Raw genomic sequence first — 18,416 nt, 5'->3', positions numbered from 1 at the left:
GCCGGCGGGCGGTCGTTGTCGGGTCTGCGGGCGCGCTCCGGGAGGTGTCCGAGGCGGGCGGCGGCTACCGTAACTGGTATACCGAATACCAAGCAACGGTCTGTTGCGGAAATCATCTGGAATGATCGGGAGGCCGGAGCCCGCCCGGCCGCACCGCGCCCACGTCTGGAGTACGCCCATGAGCCCGCGCACCACCGCCGACCGCCCGAACATGGGCGACGCGCACCGGTCCCTGCGCGACCAGGCGTACGTCGAGCTGCGCGAACGCATCATCGAAGGGCAGTACCCGGCCGGCCACCGGCTCGTCGAACGCGAGATCGCCGAGGAGCTGGGCGTCTCCCGGATCCCGGTCCGCGAGGCCATGCAGCGCCTCGAGACCGAGGGCTTCGTCGCGATACAGCCCCGCAAGGGCGCGGTCGTCGCGGACTTCGGGCCGGAGGACGCGCGGCACTTCTTCGCCGTCCGCGAGTCGCTCGAAGCGCTCGCCGCGGGACTGGCCGCCACCCACGCGAGCGACGCCGAACTCCGCGCCCTCGAACGCATCGTCGAGCGCTCGCGCCGCGCAGCGGAGGCCGGGCGGCTGCGCGAGGCCGTCGCCCTCAACGCGGACTTCCACCAGCAGATCGTCGACATGTCCGGCAACCCGCTGCTCAAGGACCTGATGACACCGCTCGACGGGCGGCTCCGCCGGCTGTTCCGGCTGACCTCGACCCCGGAAGACGGCGCCGCGATGTGCGGCGAGCACGAGCGCCTCTACGCCGCGATCGCCTCCCGCGACGCCGAACAAGCCGCCGAACTCGCCCGCCGCCACGTCGTCGGCACCCACGAGAACGCGCTCGGCATGCTCGCCCCCGACACGGCGGCCGAGAACCGATAGCCGGAGCTTCCGCCGCTGCCGGGCACGCCGCAGGGAGGGGCTCGCCCGGGTGTCCCGACGCGGTGCCGTCAGCCTCCGAGGTCGCGGCGCCGGGTTCCGGCGAACGCCGCCGCGCCGAGCAGCCCCGCGACCGCGGTGAGCAGGGCGTACGGCAGCAACTCCACGTCCCCGCCCGGCAGTTTCGGCAGGTGGGTGAACGGCGACAGGTCCATCACCGGCTGCGGCAACTGCAGGGCGTCGCCGACCATGCCGAGCAGCACGCACAGCGCGACGAGCACCCAGACCGCGGCCATCGCGCGCGGCAACAGCCCGAACACCGCGGCGGCCGCCGCCGCGACCGCCCACACCGCGGGCGTCTGCGCCACCGCCGCACCGACGAGTCCGCCGATCTGCGCGCCGTGCGCCAGACCGGTGGCGAGTCCGCCGACCGCCAGCAGCAGCACCGGCCCGGCGGCCGCGAAGACCAGGTGGCTGCCCGCCCACCGCAGGCGTCCGACGGCCCCGGCGAGGACGGGTTCGGCGCGGCCGGAGGTCTCCTCGCCGCGCATGCGGAGCACGCACTGCACCGCGTAGACGGCGGCGAGGATCCCCATCAGCGCCATCGCGCTCGCCAGGAAGGCGTCGGTGATGCCGGCCTGCCCGCCCATGCGCTCGATGACGTCGACGACGCCCTGGTTGTCCTTGACCAGGTCGGCGACGCTGCCCGCGACGGCGCCGTAGACGATCCCGGCGACCGCGAAGCCGCCCGCCCAGGCGGCGAGCGCGCCGCGGTGCAGCCGCCAGGCGAGCGCGAACGGCCCGGCGAGCGAGGGCGCGGCGGCCGGGGGGCCGGGACGGCCGGCGACCAGTCCGGCGCCGACATCGCGGCGGGCGGCCAGGGCGTAGGCGGCGGCCGCGCAGACCGCGGCGAACGCGAACGGCAGCAGGAGCACCCACCAGCGGTCCCCGGCGTACGGCCGGGTGTTCTCGATCCAGCCGAGCGGCGACACCCACACCAGCGGCGACGAGGCGTCGTCGGTCGCCGCGTCCCCCGCCGCACGCAGGAGGTACGCCGCGGCCAGCACCGCGCCCGCGATCCCGCGGGCCCCGCGCCCCGTCTCGGCCACCTGCGCGGCGACCGCGGCAACGCCCGCGAAAACCGCCGCCCCGGCGGCCAGATCGAGGCCGAACACCGCGGCCCCGGCGACGGAGCCGCCGTTCGCGGCACTGCCGAGCGCGACGCACAGCCCGACCGCGAATCCGGCGCCGATCGCGGTGCCGAGGGCCGCGGTCAGCGGGGCGCGTCGGCCGACGGCGCCCGCGGACACCAGTTCCTGGCGGCCGGACTCCTCGTCGTCGCGCGTGTGCCGCACCACGACGAACGCGGCCATCAGGCCGGTCAGGGCGGCCCCGAGCACGGTGAACCGCCACGCGGTGAGCGCGCCGGTGCCGTCCCAGCCGAACATCGGACCGTAGAAGGCGCGCAGCGACGCGTTGCCGTTCATGCTCGCGGCCAGGTCGGCGCGCTTCTGCGCGGTGTCGTAGAGGCTGCCGAACGAGCTTCCGGTGGCGAGCACGACGGCGGTCAGGCCGGCGACCCAGGCCGCGATCATCGCGCGGTCGCGGCGCAGGGCGAGCCGGCCGAGGGTGCCGGTGGCCGCGTAGGCGCTCATCGGGCGGATCCGTTCCGCGGGGCGGCGGCCGTCTCGGTTCCGTCGGCTTGGTCGGCTTGGTCGGCTTGGTCGGCTTGGTCGGCTTGGTCGGCTTGGTCGGTTCCGTCGTCTTGGTAGTGCCGGAGGAACAGTTCCTCCAGGGTCGGCGGGGTGCTGGTCAGGCTGCGGATACCGGAGGCGCCGAGGACCGCGAGGACGTCGCCGATGCGGTCGCTGTCCGCCTGGAGCCGCACCCGGTGCCCTTCGACGGCCAGGTCGTGCACGCCGGCGACGTCTGCCAATCCGTTCGGCGGGCCCGCGAGTTCGGCGGTCACGGAGGTACGGGTCAGGTGCCGCAGTTCGGCGAGCGTGCCGGTTTCCACCGTGCGGCCCTGCCGGATGATGCTCACCCGGTCGCACAGCGCTTCGACCTCGCTGAGGATGTGGCTGGACAGCAGCACGGTGCGGCCGCGTTCGCGCTCGTCGGCCACGCACTGCTGGAACACCTCCTCCATCAGCGGGTCGAGCCCGGAGGTCGGCTCGTCGAGGACGAGCAGGTCGACGTCCGAGGCGAACGCCGCGACGAGCGCCACCTTCTGCCGGTTGCCCTTGGAGTAGGCCCGGCCCTTCTTGGTCGGGTCCAGCTCGAAGCGGTCCACGAGTGTCGCGCGCCGCGCCGGGTCGAGGCCGCCGCGCAGCCGGCCGAGCAGGTCGATGACCTCGCCGCCGGTCAGGTTGCGCCACAGCGTCACGTCGCCCGGCACGTACGCGAGCCGCCGGTGCAGGGCCACCGCGTCCCGCCACGGGTCGCCGCCGAGGAGTTCCGCGGTGCCCCCGTCCGCGCGCAGCAGGCCGAGCAGGACCCGGATCGTGGTCGACTTGCCCGCCCCGTTGGGCCCGAGGAACCCGTGCACCTCCCCTGTGCGCACCTCCAGATCGAGCCCGTCGAGGGCGACGGTACGGCCGAACGTCTTGCGCAGCGCCGCCGTGCGGATTGCGGTGTCCATGCCTCCGCAATCTACTCTGGATTCAGAAAATCGTGAAGATTAAGAAAGTGCATAAGCCCGATAGGCTGACCGGTGCGTGCCGAGGAGCAACGGGGACAGAGAGCGAGGCCGGCGGTGAGCACACCCCCAGGACCCGGGGATGCGGTCGACGCATTCGTCGAGCGGTTTGCGGGCGACATGGCCGAAGCCGGCATGCCGCGCATGCCGGCCCGCGTGTTCGCCGCCCTGCTGGCGTCCGAGGACGGCGTCCTCGGCTCCGCCGACCTCTCCGCCCGGCTGCGCATCAGCCCCGCGGCCGTCTCCGGCGCGGTCCGCTACCTGTCACAGGTCGGCATGATCGCCCGCGAACGCGAGCCCGGTACCCGGCGCGAGCGCTATCGGGTCCGCAACGACCAGCTCTACCAGGCCATCGCCAACCGCGACCGGATCCTCTCCCGCTGGGAAGCCACTCTGCGCACCGGCGTCGACGCGGTCGGCCCGGCCACCGGGGCGGGCGAACGCCTCATCGAAACCGTGGAGTTCTTCACGTTCATGCAGCAGGAGCTGGCGGGCATGCTGGAGCGCTGGCAGGCCCGGCAGCGGCAGCCCGGCGACTGACGCCGGGACATGGGAGCGGCCCCGCCCCCCGGGTCGGGGGACGGGGCCGCGCCGCGCGCCGTCGGCCGGTCAGGCCTTCGGCACCGTCCACAGCTGGTTCTTGCCGGTGGTCGCCTTGTAGAGCTGAACCGCCGTGCCGTCCGTGGTCTTCCCCCCGGTCACGTCCAGCACCTTGCCGGAAGCCACGTGCACGATCTGGCCCTTGGCGTTGACGGCCCACTTCTGGGCCGCCGACCCGTTGCAGGTGTAGAGCTGGATCTTGTTCTTGTCCACGCTCTTGTTGGAGTAGTTGTCCAGGCACTTGCCCAGGATGTTGATGCTGCCGTCGGCGTTGAGGATCCACGACTGCGCAGCGGTGTTGTTGCACTTGTAGATCTGGACCTGGGTCCCGTCGGCCGACTTGCCGCCGCGGGCGTCGAGGCACTTGCCGCCGACGCCGACGACCGGGCCCTGCGCCGGCGGCTTCGCGCCGCCGTTCGCGGCCAGCGTGCGCAGGCCCTGCAGGTCGAACTGCTGGACGTAGCGACCCGCCGCGCGGTCCTTGTACGCGGTCGACGGGCGGCACATCACCGGCAGTTCGCCGGCGTCCGTGCCCTTCGCGCAGTCGCCTTCCCGGGTCGAGTTGTTCGCGTGCGCCAGGCCCATCGTGTGGCCGAGTTCGTGGGCGATGTGGTTCTTGAAGAACGTCGCGCCGCCCCAGTCCGCGCGCGGTGCGCCGGTCGAGGTGAGGAACTCGGAGTCGATCCACGCCTCGCCGCTGACCGTCGTCTTGTTGCCGTTGTACCAGTAGAAGCCGCAGCTGAAGTTGGCCGCGCCGCTGCCGTCGGTGACGCCCTTGTAGCTGGTGGAAATGCCCGAGCCGCCGGTCGGCTTGCACGGCCGGTTGTGCAGCATCACCAGCACGTCCCCGGCCGCGCGCTGGTAGGCGGTGCCCACCGGGTGCGTGTCGACGGTGTAGCGGATGTTGGTGATCTGCGACATCTGCGCCGCGATCGACTTCACGTAGGGGCCGAGCCAGTCCGCCGCCCGCTGGTCGCGGAACTTGAACGTGTAGCCCGTGGTCATCAGGTTGGTCGCCGCGTTCGACTTCCAGCCGAGGCCCGACGGCGGGGCCGCCGCGGTGACCGCTGCGCTGAACGCCGCGGGGCCGCCCTCGGCGATCGCGTTGGCGTCGTCGCCTTCCACCGGCCCGGTCAGGCCCGTGCCGGCCGCCGCGTCCGCGGCCGCCTCGGCGGACGGACCCGGCGTCGGGTCCGCCGTGGCCGCGGCCGTCGCGGAACTTCCGGAACCGGACGACGACGCATCCGCCAGCTGGATTCCGGAGTAGACGGCTATGGCGCCGACGGCGGCGATCACGACCGCACGGCGTGAACGATTGGCTCGCACTGAAGAGGATTCCCCTCGGAAACGGATGCGGGGCGCAAACGGCCCCGCCGGACGGCAGCGTACGGGTCGCACCACCGCCCCCGGCTATCCCGCGGACGCACGGACGACTGACGGAAACCGGACACCCGGTGCGCCGGGCCGCAAGGCGTTCGCCCGGGCCGAGCGGAATCACGGTGGCCGGTTTCCGGCTGCCCTGCGGCGCGCAGAGGCCGCGCGGCGGGGCGATCCCGCGTAGTTCAATGGACCGCATGTCCGACTCCGCGCCATTGGCGACCGCAGAAGGTCCCGACACCGCACCCCGCCCCGCCGCAGCGGAACCCGCCGCCCCCGCCTGGGAACGGCGGTTCCGGGCGCCCCGCGTGTCCCTGCCCGACTGGGCCGAACATGCCCCCGACCGCTCGGTGTTCCTGTCGAACGCCTCGGGCCGGTACGAGATCTACGCGTGGGACCGGTTCACCGGTGCACAACGGCAGGTCACCGATCGTCCCAACGGCACCACGACCGCGTGCATCGACCCGACCGGCACGTGGATCTGGTGGTTCGCGGACACCGACGGTGACGAGTTCGGGGTGTGGATGCGGCAGCGCTTCGAAGGCGGGCCCGACGAGGAAGCCGCACCGGGACTCGCTCCGGCCTACCCGGTCGGCCTCACCATCGGCGCCGACGGCCTCGCCGTGGTCGGCCGCTCGACCGACGAAGACGGTTCCACCGTCCACGTCGTCCGCCCCGGCACCGACCCGGTCACCATTTACCGGCACCGCGAGTCGGCAGGCGTCTCCGCGCTGTCCGAAGACGACACGCTGCTCGTCATCGAGCACAGCGAGCACGGCGACACCATGCACCCCTCGCTGCGCGCCGTGCGCCTGGACGGCACACTGGTCGCCGACCTGCACGACGGCGTGCCCGGCGAACCCCCGGCCTCCGGTCTGGAAGCGACCGGGTTCGCGCCGATCCTCGGCGACTCGCGCGTCCTGGTCCGGCACCAGCGCCGCGGCCGCTGGGAGCCGCTGATCTGGAACCCGCTCACCGGCGAGGAGCAGGACATCGACCTCGGCCTGCCCGGCGACGTCGCGGTCGACTGGTACCCGGACGCGAGCGCGATCCTCGTCGAGCACGAGCACCACGCCCGCTCCGAGCTGTACCGGTACGAACTCGCCACCGGCACCCTGGAGCGCTTGGAGACCCCGCCCGGCACCGTGCTCGGCGCGGGCGCCCGCCCCGACGGCACCGTCGAATACCTGTGGTCGAGCGGGGAACGCCCCAGCGAACTGCGCTCCACCGGCGGCGGCACCGTGCTCGTGCCGCCGGGCGAACGCGCCCCCGGGTCGGTGCCCGTGGAGGACGCGTGGGTGGAAGGGCCCGGCGGCGCGATCCACGCGCTGGTGTCCCGTCCGGTCGGCGTGGGCCCGTTCCCGACGGTCTTCGAAGTGCACGGCGGCCCCGCCGCTCACGACGGCGACCACTTCGCCCCCGGCGTCGCCGTGTGGGTCGACCACGGGTTCGCCGTGGTCCGGGTCAATTACCGCGGCTCGACCGGCTACGGCAAGGCGTGGTCTGACGCGCTGCGGCAGAACGTCGGCCTGACCGAGCTGGAGGACATCGCCGCGGTCCGCGCCTGGGCGGTCGAGTCCGGGCTCGCCGACCCCGAACGGCTCGTGCTGTCCGGCGGCTCGTGGGGCGGCTACCTGACGCTCCTCGGCCTCGGCGTGCAGGCCGGGGACTGGGCGCTCGGCCTCGCCGCGGTGCCGGTCGCCGACTACGTCGCCGCCTACGAGGACGAGATGGAAGGCCTCAAGGCGATGGACCGCACGCTGATCGGCGGCTCGCCCGACGAGGTCCCGGAGCGCTACGCCAAGGCGTCCCCGATCACCTACGTCGAGAACGTCGGCGTGCCGGTCTTCATCAGCGCCGGCGTCAACGACCCGCGCTGCCCGATCCGGCAGATCGAGAACTACGTCGCGCGCCTGGCCGCCCTCGGCGTGGTGCACGAGGTCTACCGGTACGACGCGGGCCACGGCTCGGCCGTCGTCGAGGAGCGGATCCGCCAGGTCCGCAAGGAACTCGACTTCGTGGCCCGCCACCTGCCGCGCCGCTGAACACGCGAGGGCGGGTGCGGCCACCGGCCGCACCCGCCCTCGTCGTCGCCTCCGCTACGCCTCCGCGGGCGCGCCCTCCGGCTCCAAGCCCAACTCGCGCAGCAGCGCGGCCTCTTCCGCTTCCTGGCGCTCCTCGATCTCGCGGCGCACCACCCGCCACCACAGGAACACCGACGCGCCCGCGAACACGAACCATTGCGCGGTGTACCCGAGGTTCTGCCATGCCCGCCCGGAAATCCCGTTGCTCTTCTGCTCCTTCGCGGGCGGCACCGGCTGCAGCACGGCATCGCCGGCCGGATCCTGCGCGGTGAGCGCGACGTAGCCGTCGTAGATCGGGTACGGCAGCACGTTGACCAGCTCGGGCGTGCTGATCAGCGAGACCTGCCCGGCGGGCAGGCCCGCGATCCGGTCGATGCCGGAGCCGTGCTCGGTCTCGGACAGCTCCAGGCGACCGGTCAGCCGCACCTCGCCCGCGGGCGGCGCGGGAGCCTGGGTGCCTTCCAGCCAGCCCCGCACGACGGGGACGGCCGGGCCGCCGGACGCGGGCTGGAACGGGGTGAGGACATAGCTGCCCTTGCGCCCGTCCAGCGTGCGGTCGACCACGACGAGCTGGTGCGCGGCGTCGAACCGGCCGGACACCTCGACGGTGCCGCCGCGATCGTCCGGCGTCACCACCGTGCCGTTGCGCAGCCGCTCGGCCAGCGCGACGGGCGGCTCGGCGGCGGCCTGGGCCGCGGACGGCCCGCTGCTCTTGTGCTCGTTGTAGCGGTGGAACTGCCACAGGCCGAGCGCCGCGCACACCGGGACGGCGACCAGTACCAGGACGTGGAACGCCAGCCATCGGGGCTGCAGCAGGAAGCGGTGTCGCACCCCACCACGGTAACCGTCAGCCCGCGGCGCGCGGGAACGCCCCCACCGGATACACCTCGGTCCGGTACACCACCCCGCCGCACGCCGGGGTCAGCGGCACCTCGGCCATCTTCACCCCGCCGTCCGCCAGCATGTACGCGAGCGACGGAATCGGCGGCGGCGGCCCGGCCTGGCCGTCGCCCGGCGTGCAGCTGCCGTTGGCGCCGGTGCCGCGCGTCGGCAGCCACGCGAACTGGAACTCGTACGCCGCGCCCGCCCGGACCGTCAGCGGCGCGGTCGGCGCGGTCACCGAGGGCAGCCGGACCGCCAGGTCGCCCGCTTCGTGGAACTTCACCTGCACCTGCACCGGCGGATTGCCCGGCGCGGCGGCGACCAGCACGATCCCCGCCCCGGAGACCGAGCAGTCCCGCCGGGACACGTTCCGCACCTCGAGCACGCCGTACGCGATGCCGTCCGAACCGGGCGCCGCCAGCGTCGTGCCGGAGCCCTGCTCGAGGTCCTTCACCTCGCACGCCTGGGCCCCGGTCGGCAGCGTCGAGGTCGCGGTGGCGGTCGGCGACGCGGTGGCGGTCGCCGTGGCCGTCGGCAGGACCGGCGCGACGACGACCGTCGTCGTCGCGGTCGCCTGCGGGCCCCCGGTCGTGCGCGGTTTGGCACCGTTGCCGTTCGACCCGGCCACTCCCGACGAGCCGTCGGTGCCGCGGCTCTCCTGGTCGTCGTCGTTCTCGCCCTGGTCGTTCTGGCCGCCGCCCGCGGACGACTGAGAGGACGTTTTTGCACTCTTCTGGGACGTCTGGTCGCTGAGCACCGCGGTGCGCACCACCGGCGTCGCGATGGCCAGCACCGCCACCGTGGCCAGCGCGGTCGCCCCCGCGGCCCGTCGGCGGCGACGCCGGGCGGGCACCGCGACGCGCAGCCGTTCGAGCGCGCCCGGGGCGGGCTGGATATCGGCCACCGCGTCGTGCAGACGGCGGCGCACCTCCTCGGACAGGCCGTCCGGCAGTTCGCCGGACGAACCGCCCGGCCGACCCGGGCCCTCGTTCATCGCGGTCACGACGTCTCCATCCGGGCCCGCAGTGCCTCGAGCCCTCGCGAGCCGTACGCCTTCACCGAACCCACCGACAGTCCAAGCAGGTCAGCCACCTGAACCTCCGTCAGATCCGCGTAGTAGCGCAGCACGATCACTTCCCGCTGCCGCCTGGGCAGGTCCCTCAGCACGCGCACGAGGGCGTCGCGTTCGAGCACGCTGTGCGCGCCCTCCTCCGCCGCCGGCTCGTCGGCGGTCGGCCGGGGCATCAGGCGCAGCGCCATAAGCCTCCGCCGCAGAGTAGACCGCGAGAGGTTCACGACAGTCTGCCGCAGGTACGCAAGCGTCTTGTCGGGTTCCCGGAGCCGGTGCCGGGCCACGTGCACCCGGACGAACGCCTCCTGCACGACGTCCTCGCACGAATGCGGGTCGTCCAGGAGCAGCGCGGCCAGCCGCAGCAGCGTCGGATAGTGCCTGCGGTATGTCTCGGTGAGCAGGTCGACGGAAACGCCCTCGTCTGAGGCCACCGCCGCTCCCGCCGCCGATCCGAACGCCACCCCCGCCGCCGCGTCCGGTGCCGACACCCACGTGAGGGAATCACCGCCCGCCGACACCTCGGCAGGCGGGTGCGGCGGGCGGACGACGCCCCGCTCGACCCGTGGTTCCACCCCCACCAACTCCGCCACGAACGTTAGACAGCCGATGTCCCCGGAAGGTTGTACGGAAGTGCCGGGAAGTCCGTACCGGCCTCCCCCCGATCCGCGCCCCACACGCTACTGGTTGACGCGCCGTCAGGAGAGGGGTTCGCCGGGTCCGGTCCCCCGGCATGCCGACGGCCGGCGTCCCTCCGCACGGGAGGGGCGCCGGCCGTCGTCGGCCCGGGGCTGCGGTCAGCCCTCCTGGGCGGTCAGTTCCGCCGCGATCAGCTCCGCGATCTGCGCGGTGTTGAGCGCCGCGCCCTTCCGCAGGTTGTCGCCGCACATGAACATGTCCAGCGTGTTCGGGAAGTCCAGCGCCTGGCGCACCCGGCCGACCCAGGTCGGGTCGGTGCCGACCACGTCGGCCGGCGTCGGGAACTCGCCGTTCTCCGGGTCGTCGCACAGCACGACACCCGGGGCTTCGGCGAGGATCTCGTGGGCGCGCGCGACCGTGACGTCCCGCTCGAACACCGCGTGCACGGCGAGCGAGTGCGTCGTGACCACCGGGACGCGCACACAGGTCGCGGACACCTTGAGGTCCGGCAGCCCGAGGATCTTGCGCGACTCGTTGCGGACCTTCAGCTCCTCGGACGACCAGCCGCCGTCCTTGAGCGAGCCCGCCCACGGCACCACGTTGAGCGCGAGCGGCGCCGGGAACGGCCCGAAGTCGCCCACCGCGCGCCGCACGTCGCCCGGCTGGGTGCCCAGCGTCGCCGACCCGGCGACCTTCGCCAGCTGCTCGCGCAGCGTGTCGATGCCCGGCTGACCGGCGCCGGACGCCGCCTGGTACGACGACACGACCAGCTCGCGCAGGCCGAGTTCGGCGTGCAGCGCGCCCAGCGCGACGACCATGCTCAGCGTCGTGCAGTTCGGGTTCGAGATGATGCCGCGCGGGCGGAGGCGCGCCGCGGCCGGGTTCACCTCGGGGACGACCAGCGGGACCTCGGGATCCATCCGGAACGCGCCGGAGTTGTCGACCGCGACGGCGCCCTTGGCGGCGGCGATCGGCGCCCACTGCGCGGAGACCTCGTCCGGCACGTCGAACATCGCGACGTCGACGCCCTCGAAGCACTCCTCGGAGAGCGCGACGACCTCGACCTCTTCGCCGCGCACGACGAGCTTCTTGCCGGCCGAACGCGGCGACGCGATCAGCCGGATCTCGCCCCACACGTCCTGCCGGGTCGACAGCAGCTCGAGCATGACCGAGCCGACCGCACCGGTCGCGCCGACCAGGGCGAGAGTGGGCTTGCGGGTGGTGCTCATCGGCCGGTACCTCCGTAGACGACGGCCTCTTCGGTTTCGGCGTCGAGACCGAAGGCGGTGTGGACGGCCTGGATGGCGGTGGGCACCTGGTCCGCGCGGCACACCACCGAGATGCGGATCTCCGACGTGGAGATCAGCTCGATGTTGACGCCCGCGTTCGACAGCGCCTCGAAGAACTCCGCCGTGACCCCGGGGTGCGACCGCATGCCGGCGCCGACCAGCGAGATCTTGCCGATCTGGTCGTCGTAGCGGAGCGACTCGAAGCCGATCTCGTCCTGGATCTTGGTCAGCGACTCGATGGCCTTGTGGCCGTCGGTCATCGGGAGCGTGAAGGAGATGTCCGTGCGCCCGGTGGACGCGGCCGACACGTTCTGCACGACCATGTCGATGTTGATCTCGGCATCCGCGATCGTGCGGAAGATCTTCGCGGCCTCGCCCGGCTTGTCCGGGACCCCGACCACGGTGACCTTGGCCTCGCTGGTGTCGTGGGCGACACCGGAGATGATCGCCTGCTCCACGTCGTCCCCTTCGGACTGGCTTCGTACCCACGTGCCCTGGTGTCCGGAGAAGGACGACCGCACGTGGACGGGCATGTTGTAGCGGCGCGCGTACTCGACGCAGCGCAGGTGCAGCACCTTCGAACCGCTCGCGGCCAGCTCCAGCATCTCCTGGTAGCTGATCGCGTTGATCTTGCGAGCCTTCTTGACCACCCGGGGGTCGGCGGTGAACACGCCGTCGACGTCCGTGTAGATCTCGCAGACCTCGGCGTCCAGCGCGGCGGCCAGCGCGACCGCCGTGGTGTCCGAGCCGCCGCGGCCCAGCGTGGTGATGTCCTTGGTGTCCTGCGAGACACCCTGGAAGCCGGCCACGATCGCGACCGCGTCCTCGTCGAGCGCCGAGCGGATCCGGCCGGGCGTCACGTCGATGATGCGTGCTTTGTTGTGCACAGAGTCGGTGATCACACCGGCCTGGCTGCCCGTGAACGACCGCGCCTCGACACCGAGGTTTTTGATCGCCATCGCCAGCAGCGCCATCGAGATCCGCTCACCGGAAGTGAGCAGCATGTCCAGCTCGCGGCCGGCAGGAATGGGGCTCACCTGCTGGGCGAGGTCGATCAGCTCGTCCGTCGTGTCACCCATCGCGGACACCACCACGACCACCTCGTGGCCCATCTTCTTGGTGTCGACGATCCGCTTGGCGACGCGCTTGATGCCGTCGGCATCGGCCACGGAGGAGCCTCCGTACTTCTGCACGACAAGGCCCACGTGCGCTCCTCGGTTCGTTTTGGCTGCAGTCGGGACAGTCTAACGAGGCCACCGCAACCGCCACGTTCTATTCACATAGTGAGACGTTCGTATCACTTTTTGAACACTGTCCCGCGAAAGCGACGAAATGTGGCGCGGCGGCCGGGCCGGGCGCGAAAACCTGCGGCGGCTCCGTTCGGGACGGACCCGGCCGCGGCCGCTCGCGTCCGGCGTCAGCCCTTCTGCGGCGGCCCGCCCAGCACCACCGCGTCGTCCAGCTGCTCGGCCAGCTGGTCCGCCAGCTCGTTGCCCAACGCGTCGTCCACCGCCGCCTCGACACCGTCGCCCACCGCCGCGTCCAGCCGCGCGTGCGCGACGACCGCCTGCAGCGCGCGCAGCACGGCGCTGGCCGTGGCGCCCCAGTTCGCCAGGTAGGAGAACTGCCACCACCAAAGTGCCTCGGTCGTCCGGCCGGCGCGGTGGTGCGCCAGACCGTGCATGAGGTCGGTGACGACGTCCGCCATGTCGTCGGAGATCCGGAACGCGACCGGCTTCGGGCGCGGGACGTACGGGTCGAACACCTCGTAGTAGACGTCGATGGGTTCGAGCAGCTCCGAAAGGTCGCTGCGCAGCGCGTCCACGTCGGGGTCCGGGCCGGAATCCGGCTCGAACCGCTCGTCGGGCAGCACGTCGGCGATCGCGCCGAGACGGCCGCCCGCGAGCATCAGCTGAGACACCTCGAGCAGCAGCATCGACACGGCCGCCCCGGGCTCCTCGCCCTTGGCCACCTCCGTGACGGCCACCACGAAGCTCTCGATCTGGTCGGCGATTTCCGCGGTGAAGTCGGTCAGGTCGTCAGACATCGAGCAGTCGTCTCCCCTCAAAGGCACGCCCGAGGGTCACCTCGTCGGCGTACTCCAGGTCGCCCCCCACCGGCAGCCCGCTGGCCAGCCGGGTCACTTTGAGACCCATCGGCTTGCAGAGGCGGGCCAGGTACGTCGCGGTCGCCTCTCCTTCCAGATTCGGGTCGGTCGCGAGGATGAGTTCGGTCACGGTCCCGTCCGCCAGCCGCGTCATGAGCTCGCGGATGCGCAGGTCGTCCGGACCCACCCCCTCGATCGGGCTGATCGCCCCGCCGAGCACGTGGTAGCGACCGCGGAACTCGCGGGTCTTCTCCACCGCGACCACGTCCTTGGACTCCTCGACCACGCAGATCACCGCGGGATCGCGGCGCGGGTCGAGGCAGATCCGGCACTGCTCGGCCTCGGCGACGTTGCCGCAGACCGTGCAGAACCGCACCTTGTCCTTGACCTCCACCAGCGCGTTCACCAGGCGGCGCACGTCGGCGGGGTCGGCGGCGAGCAGGTGGAAGGCGATCCGCTGCGCGCTCTTCGGACCGACGCCGGGCAGCCTGCCCAACTCGTCGATGAGGTCCTGAACGGCGCCTTCGTACACCTTGGGTCGCTCCTCGGGTCGATGTCTCTCGTCTTCTTTTGTATTACGGGAGGTGTAGTGGCCGCATCAAGGCTCGGGCAGGTGGCGGTTTTCGCCTCCGGTTTTCGCTTCGGTTTCCGCTTCCGGTTTTCGCCGTCGGCTGCGGACCGTCGCGGCCCGGGTGCGGGCGGTGGCCGCGGTGTCGCTCCACCGCCGCCGCACGCACCGGACCGGACCGGCTACATGCCCGGCAGTCCCAAGCCGCCGCCGAGACCGCCGCCGCCCAGGCCCTGGGCCAGCGGGCCCATCGCCCGGGACGCCAGCTCGGTCGCCGCGCGGTTCGCGTCGCGCACCGCGGCGACGATCAGGTCGCCGAGCGTCTCCGTGTCCTCAGGATCCACCGCGTCGGGCGAGATCTCCAGAGCCAGCAGCTCACCGGCGCCGCTCACCGTCGCGGTGACGAGCCCGCCACCCGCGGTGCCCTTCACCTGCGTCCGCGCGAGTTCTTCCTGCGCGGCCATCAGGTCCTGCTGCATCTTCTGCGCCTGCTGCAGCAACTGCTGCATGTCGGGCTGGCCACCACCGGGAAACACCAGGGGCACCCTTCGTCGCGGTCTGGGCAGCCCGGAAAGAACAGGGCTGCGCGTACGGCTCGAGCCTACGGCGTCGGGCCGACCGGAGGTGCCCGGAGGCACGCCGGGCCGGGGCGCGGGGGGCGCGACGGGGGCGCGTGCGGGGGGGGTGGGGAGTCGGGGTGGGGGGCGGGAGGCGGGGAGTCGGGGTGGGGTGCGGGTCGGTGCCGACGTGGGCGACTGATGCCCGAGCTTCGACGGGCCGCGCAGGTGCTGGGGCGGGCGCGGTGGGGCTGTTGGGCACGCGGGGGCATGAGGGTGTGGCGCGTGGCGCCCCCTGCGGCGGATTCGGCGGGCTGAGCGTGCGGGCTGACCTGGCTGTCGGCTGTCGGCTGTCGGCTGTCGGCTGTCGGCTCGACCTACAACGCGTCCGGCGCCCGGTTCAGCGGCGGTCCCTCGCGTGTGCGGGGTTGGTCGCGGCGTCCGGGGACTTCGACGAGGGCGGGCCAGACGTCGCGTCTCTGAGGCGGGGCCGGACCCTGCGCCGCTGCGGGCGGGGCCAGGCCAGGGGTGTCCTCGCCGAGGGGCGGCTGCGCAAGGGCCGCCGACGTGCGTGCGCCCTCGCCTGCCTGTCCACGCCCGTCGCATGGCGCGTCGTCCCAGGTCGGTCCGGCGCCGCCTGTTTCGGGTGGCAGCGGCCAAGCCCTGCGTCAGGTGTGCCGTCGGCCGCGGCATTCCTGCGGTGCTGGTTGAGCCGCCCGCCCCCCGGGCCTCCGGGTGCGGAGCGGTCCCGCCGTGCCTTACATGTTGCGGGTTTCCTCGATCACCGTGGCGCCGAGTTCGCGGACGAGGAGTTCGTGGCTGGTGAAGGCGTCGTCCGCGATGTCCTCGTCGTCGTACGCGGCGATGTCGTCTTCCGGGGCAACCGGCGGCGGCGCGTACTCCGGCGGGACGTAGTCGTCCGGCGGCGGGGCCTGGGGCTCCGGTTCCGGGGGCGGCGGGGCCGCCTGCGGGGGCGGCGTGTCCTGCGGGGCACGGGACGTGGCCGGCCAGCCGCCGGTGGACGGGGCCGGGGCCGCGGGCTGCGGCGGGGCGGGGGGCTGCGCGGGGGCGGGGGCGAATCCGCGGCCGCCGCCGCCCGAATTGCCGCCGTACGGGGCCGGGCCGCCGCCGCCCGAGCCGGGGTCGACGATGGCTTCGATGCGCCAGTCGAGGGCGAACGCATCGATGATCGCCTGGCGCAGCACCTCGTCGTGTCCGCTGTTGACGAACCCGTCCCGGGTGCCCGCGTTCTCGAAGGCGACCTGGAGCGTCTTGCCGTCGAACCCGGCCACGGACGCCCGCTGCAGCAGCATCCACGTCACACGCTTGCGGCCCTTGACCGCGTCGATGATCTGCGGCCACATGCCGCGTACCCGGTTGACGTCTCCGCCCCCGGCCTGCGGGGCCGAGCCCTGCGGTGCGGGCGCGCTCGGCGCCTGGGCCGTCTGGGCCGTCTGGGCTGCCGGGGCGGACTGTGGTGCGGCCGCCTGCGGCGGAGCCGCCTGCTGGGGCGCGCGCGAGGACGACGGCCAAGCGCCGGGGGCGCGGCCGGACGGCTGCGGGGCCGGTGCGGCGGCGGGCGGCGGGGCTGCCTGGCGGGGAGCCGGAGCCGGAGCCGCCGGTTCCGGAGCCTGGGGGCGCGGGGCGGGCCGGGACACCGGCGGGGCGTCTTCGAAGTCCGCGGCGGACGGGGCCGACGGGGCTGAGGGGGCGAACCCCGCACCCCCGGACGCCGGCACGCCGAGTTCGACCCGCCGCTCCAGCCGGTCGAGCCGCGCGCCGAAGGCCTGGTCGCCCGCGTCCGCACCCGGCAACAGGACGCGCGCGCAGATGAGTTCGAGCTGGAGCCGGGGCGACGTGGCACCGCGCATCTCGGTCAGGCCGGTATTGACGATGTCCGCGGCCCGGGTGAGTTCCGCTTGGCCGAAGGCGCGGGCCTGCCCGACCATGCGCTCGAGCTGGTCGCCGGGGACGTCGATGAGCCCCTTGTCCGCGGCGTCCGGGACGGCGGCGAGGATGACCAGGTCGCGGAGGCGTACCAGCAGGTCGGCGACGAACCGGCGCGGGTCGTAACCGCCCTCGATGACCCGGTCGACGACCTGGAAGGCGGCGGCACCGTCCCGGCCGCCGAACGCGTCGGTGATCTCGTCCATCAGCGCGCGGTCGGTGTAGCCGAGGAGCGACGTGGCCATGGCGTACGTCACGCCCTGCTCGTCGGCACCGGCCAGCAGCTGGTCCATCACCGACATCGAGTCGCGGACCGACCCCGCGCCGGCCTGCACGACCAGCGGGAACACGGCCTTCTCGACCTGGACGTCCTCTTCCGCGCACACCTTTTCCAGGTAGTCGCGCAGCACGCCGGGCGGCACCAGGCGGAAGGGGTAGTGGTGGGTGCGCGAGCGGATCGTCCCGATGACCTTCTCGGGCTCGGTCGTCGCGAAAATGAACTTCAGGTGCTCCGGCGGCTCCTCGACCACCTTGAGCAGCGCGTTGAAGCCCGCCGACGTGACCATGTGGGCCTCGTCGATGATGTAGATCTTGAACCGCGAGCTGACCGGCGCGAAGAACGCCTTCTCCCGCAGGTCGCGCGCATCGTCCACACCACCGTGCGACGCGGCGTCGATCTCGATGACGTCGATGCTGCCGGGCCCGCCGCGCGCCAGATCCTGGCACGACTGGCACTCGCCGCACGGCGTCGGCGTCGGCCCCTGCTCGCAGTTGAGGCACCGCGCCAGAATGCGCGCGCTCGTGGTCTTGCCGCACCCGCGCGGCCCGCTGAACAAATACGCGTGGTTCACGCGGTTGTTGCGGAGGGCCTGCTGGAGCGGATCGGTCACGTGCTCCTGCCCGATGACCTCGGCATAGGTCTCGGGGCGGTAGCGACGGTAGAGCGCAAGCGACACGACGTCGACGATAGCCGGGCCGGGAGACATCCGGAGCCATGCCGCGTTCGGCGCAACCCGAACCGGCCCGGACCGACGGGGCGGGCGTCGGCCGCTGTGGACGATCCCGCGGCTATTCCCGCGAACAATCCTCCGGGCATGCAAAGACCCCCCGCGCACCCGACAGAGCCCGCCTACCCTTGCTGCCTTCCGGCCCTGGGGGGGTTTAGCAGGATGCCGCCACACGGGGGGTCCGGAGGCCACACTACCCGACGAGAGGACCGGCTCGCTGCCACCCGGCACGGGCGCGGCGCGACGGGTCCCGGCCGAGGGTGCGGTGCCGCGGCGGCGAGGCCCACGACGGACGGGTCTGCAGCGCTCGGGCGGGACGAAGGCGGGCGGACGGGGCGCGCGCCGCCGGATGCCATCCCGGGTGACGGCGGTGACGGCGGTGACGGCCGAGGCGACGGCGACGACGCCCGAGGCGACCGGGTGGAAGCGGCGACCCACCACCCCCGAGCCGACCCGCCGCAGCGAACCCCGCACGCCACCGGCGACCCCTCCCGGCCCCCCATCCGGATACTCGTGCGCAACCACCCCGCAGCCTCCGGTAAGCTATCCGGCGGAGGATTCGCCTAGTGGCCTAGGGCGCACGCTTGGAAAGCGTGTTGGGGGCAACCCCTCACGAGTTCGAATCTCGTATCCTCCGCCAGCCTGAACAGGCGAAACGTCGGCCCCCGCCGCAGCTTGGGTGGGGGCCGTCGTGGGAGTCGTGGCAGTTGGGGGTTCA

General features: G+C 73.0%; 15 protein-coding genes, 1 tRNA gene and 1 other RNA gene. 4 read left to right on the top strand and 13 right to left on the bottom strand.

Annotation, left to right across the window (positions count from 1 at the left end; genetic code table 11):
- Positions 1 to 178 precede the first annotated feature (178 nt).
- Positions 179 to 877 (top strand): GntR family transcriptional regulator, encoded by a 699-nt coding sequence (locus ACPA54_RS37225; RefSeq protein ID WP_345680630.1) that lies wholly within the window; start codon positions 179 to 181, stop codon positions 875 to 877.
- Between the two features lie 68 nt (positions 878 to 945).
- On the opposite strand, the gene ACPA54_RS37220 is transcribed toward ACPA54_RS37225, so the two are convergent.
- Positions 946 to 2,529, bottom strand: coding sequence for an ABC transporter permease (locus ACPA54_RS37220; protein ID WP_423536732.1), 1,584 nt, complete (start codon positions 2,527 to 2,529; stop codon positions 946 to 948).
- Positions 2,526 to 3,515, bottom strand: a complete 990-nt coding sequence (locus ACPA54_RS37215; RefSeq protein ID WP_423536730.1) for an ABC transporter ATP-binding protein — start codon at positions 3,513 to 3,515, stop codon at positions 2,526 to 2,528. The genes ACPA54_RS37220 and ACPA54_RS37215 overlap by 4 nt, the downstream gene beginning before the upstream one ends.
- 114 nt (positions 3,516 to 3,629) lie before the next feature.
- Between ACPA54_RS37215 and ACPA54_RS37210 the strand changes: the two genes are divergently transcribed.
- The gene (locus ACPA54_RS37210; protein ID WP_423536729.1) at positions 3,630 to 4,112 is read left to right on the top strand and encodes a GbsR/MarR family transcriptional regulator; all 483 of its coding nucleotides are present in this window, start codon (positions 3,630 to 3,632) and stop codon (positions 4,110 to 4,112) included.
- A gap of 69 nt (positions 4,113 to 4,181) precedes the next feature.
- Here ACPA54_RS37210 and ACPA54_RS37205 read toward each other — a convergent pair whose 3' ends face one another.
- Positions 4,182 to 5,468 carry a ricin-type beta-trefoil lectin domain protein gene (locus ACPA54_RS37205; protein ID WP_423536727.1) on the bottom strand — a complete coding sequence of 429 codons (1,287 nt, stop codon included), beginning with the start codon at positions 5,466 to 5,468 and terminating at the stop codon, positions 4,182 to 4,184.
- Positions 5,469 to 5,746: 278 nt separating this feature from the next.
- Here ACPA54_RS37205 and ACPA54_RS37200 point away from each other — a divergent pair, with 278 nt between their 5' ends.
- The gene (locus tag ACPA54_RS37200) at positions 5,747 to 7,594 is read left to right on the top strand and encodes a S9 family peptidase (protein ID WP_423536725.1); all 1,848 of its coding nucleotides are present in this window, start codon (positions 5,747 to 5,749) and stop codon (positions 7,592 to 7,594) included.
- 54 nt (positions 7,595 to 7,648) lie between these two features.
- Here ACPA54_RS37200 and ACPA54_RS37195 read toward each other — a convergent pair whose 3' ends face one another.
- The 10 genes from ACPA54_RS37195 to ffs all read right to left on the bottom strand — a co-directional run bounded on the left by ACPA54_RS37195 (position 7,649) and on the right by ffs (position 17,883).
- Positions 7,649 to 8,464 (bottom strand): SURF1 family protein, encoded by an 816-nt coding sequence (locus ACPA54_RS37195; RefSeq protein WP_423536723.1) that lies wholly within the window; start codon positions 8,462 to 8,464, stop codon positions 7,649 to 7,651.
- A 16-nt stretch (positions 8,465 to 8,480) separates the two neighbouring features.
- Entirely contained in the window at positions 8,481 to 9,518 is a 1,038-nt protein-coding gene (locus tag ACPA54_RS37190; protein ID WP_423536721.1) for a hypothetical protein, read from the bottom strand.
- Positions 9,515 to 10,048, bottom strand: coding sequence for a SigE family RNA polymerase sigma factor (locus tag ACPA54_RS37185; protein ID WP_345680643.1), 534 nt, complete (start codon positions 10,046 to 10,048; stop codon positions 9,515 to 9,517). The genes ACPA54_RS37190 and ACPA54_RS37185 overlap by 4 nt, the downstream gene beginning before the upstream one ends.
- Before the next feature lie 333 nt (positions 10,049 to 10,381).
- Positions 10,382 to 11,452: an aspartate-semialdehyde dehydrogenase gene (locus ACPA54_RS37180; protein WP_423536719.1), complete on the bottom strand. Its 1,071-nt coding sequence runs from the start codon at positions 11,450 to 11,452 to the stop codon at positions 10,382 to 10,384.
- A complete protein-coding gene (locus ACPA54_RS37175; protein WP_345680616.1) occupies positions 11,449 to 12,717 on the bottom strand; it encodes an aspartate kinase in 1,269 nt (422 codons plus the stop codon). Before ACPA54_RS37175 ends, ACPA54_RS37180 begins: the two co-directional genes overlap by 4 nt.
- Before the next feature lie 212 nt (positions 12,718 to 12,929).
- Positions 12,930 to 13,559 (bottom strand): DUF5063 domain-containing protein, encoded by a 630-nt coding sequence (locus tag ACPA54_RS37170; protein WP_423536717.1) that lies wholly within the window; start codon positions 13,557 to 13,559, stop codon positions 12,930 to 12,932.
- Positions 13,552 to 14,151: a recombination mediator RecR gene (gene recR, locus ACPA54_RS37165; RefSeq protein WP_345680613.1), complete on the bottom strand. Its 600-nt coding sequence runs from the start codon at positions 14,149 to 14,151 to the stop codon at positions 13,552 to 13,554. Before recR ends, ACPA54_RS37170 begins: the two co-directional genes overlap by 8 nt.
- Positions 14,152 to 14,369: 218 nt before the next feature.
- Positions 14,370 to 14,723: a YbaB/EbfC family nucleoid-associated protein gene (locus tag ACPA54_RS37160; protein ID WP_345680612.1), complete on the bottom strand. Its 354-nt coding sequence runs from the start codon at positions 14,721 to 14,723 to the stop codon at positions 14,370 to 14,372.
- A gap of 779 nt (positions 14,724 to 15,502) precedes the next feature.
- Complete coding sequence (locus ACPA54_RS37155; protein WP_423536715.1) at positions 15,503 to 17,677, bottom strand: DNA polymerase III subunit gamma and tau; 2,175 nt, start codon at positions 17,675 to 17,677, stop codon at positions 15,503 to 15,505.
- A 109-nt stretch (positions 17,678 to 17,786) separates the two neighbouring features.
- Positions 17,787 to 17,883, bottom strand: an RNA gene (ffs, locus tag ACPA54_RS37150) — signal recognition particle sRNA small type.
- Between the two features lie 367 nt (positions 17,884 to 18,250).
- Here ffs and ACPA54_RS37145 point away from each other — a divergent pair.
- Positions 18,251 to 18,338, top strand: a tRNA-Ser gene (locus ACPA54_RS37145).
- Positions 18,339 to 18,416: the final 78 nt, after the last annotated feature.

The organism is Uniformispora flossi (assembly GCF_049534875.1).
GTDB lineage: Bacteria > Actinomycetota > Actinomycetes > Streptomycetales > Streptomycetaceae > Yinghuangia > Yinghuangia aomiensis.
The sequence above is the reverse complement of the archived record's forward strand: the minus strand, read 5'-3'. Positions and strand labels throughout refer to the sequence as shown.

Bases quoted from the DNA above. Each gene is read 5' to 3' on its own strand.
- ACPA54_RS37225 (WP_345680630.1), top strand. From the start codon at position 179: ATGAGCCCGCGCACCACCGCCGACCGCCCGAACATGGGCGACGCGCAC.
- ACPA54_RS37220 (WP_423536732.1), bottom strand. From the start codon at position 2,529: ATGAGCGCCTACGCGGCCACCGGCACCCTCGGCCGGCTCGCCCTGCGC.
- ACPA54_RS37180 (WP_423536719.1), bottom strand. From the start codon at position 11,452: ATGAGCACCACCCGCAAGCCCACTCTCGCCCTGGTCGGCGCGACCGGT.
- ACPA54_RS37170 (WP_423536717.1), bottom strand. From the start codon at position 13,559: ATGTCTGACGACCTGACCGACTTCACCGCGGAAATCGCCGACCAGATC.
- ACPA54_RS37155 (WP_423536715.1), bottom strand. From the start codon at position 17,677: ATGTCTCCCGGCCCGGCTATCGTCGACGTCGTGTCGCTTGCGCTCTAC.
- ACPA54_RS37215 (WP_423536730.1), bottom strand. From the start codon at position 3,515: ATGGACACCGCAATCCGCACGGCGGCGCTGCGCAAGACGTTCGGCCGT.
- ACPA54_RS37200 (WP_423536725.1), top strand. From the start codon at position 5,747: ATGTCCGACTCCGCGCCATTGGCGACCGCAGAAGGTCCCGACACCGCA.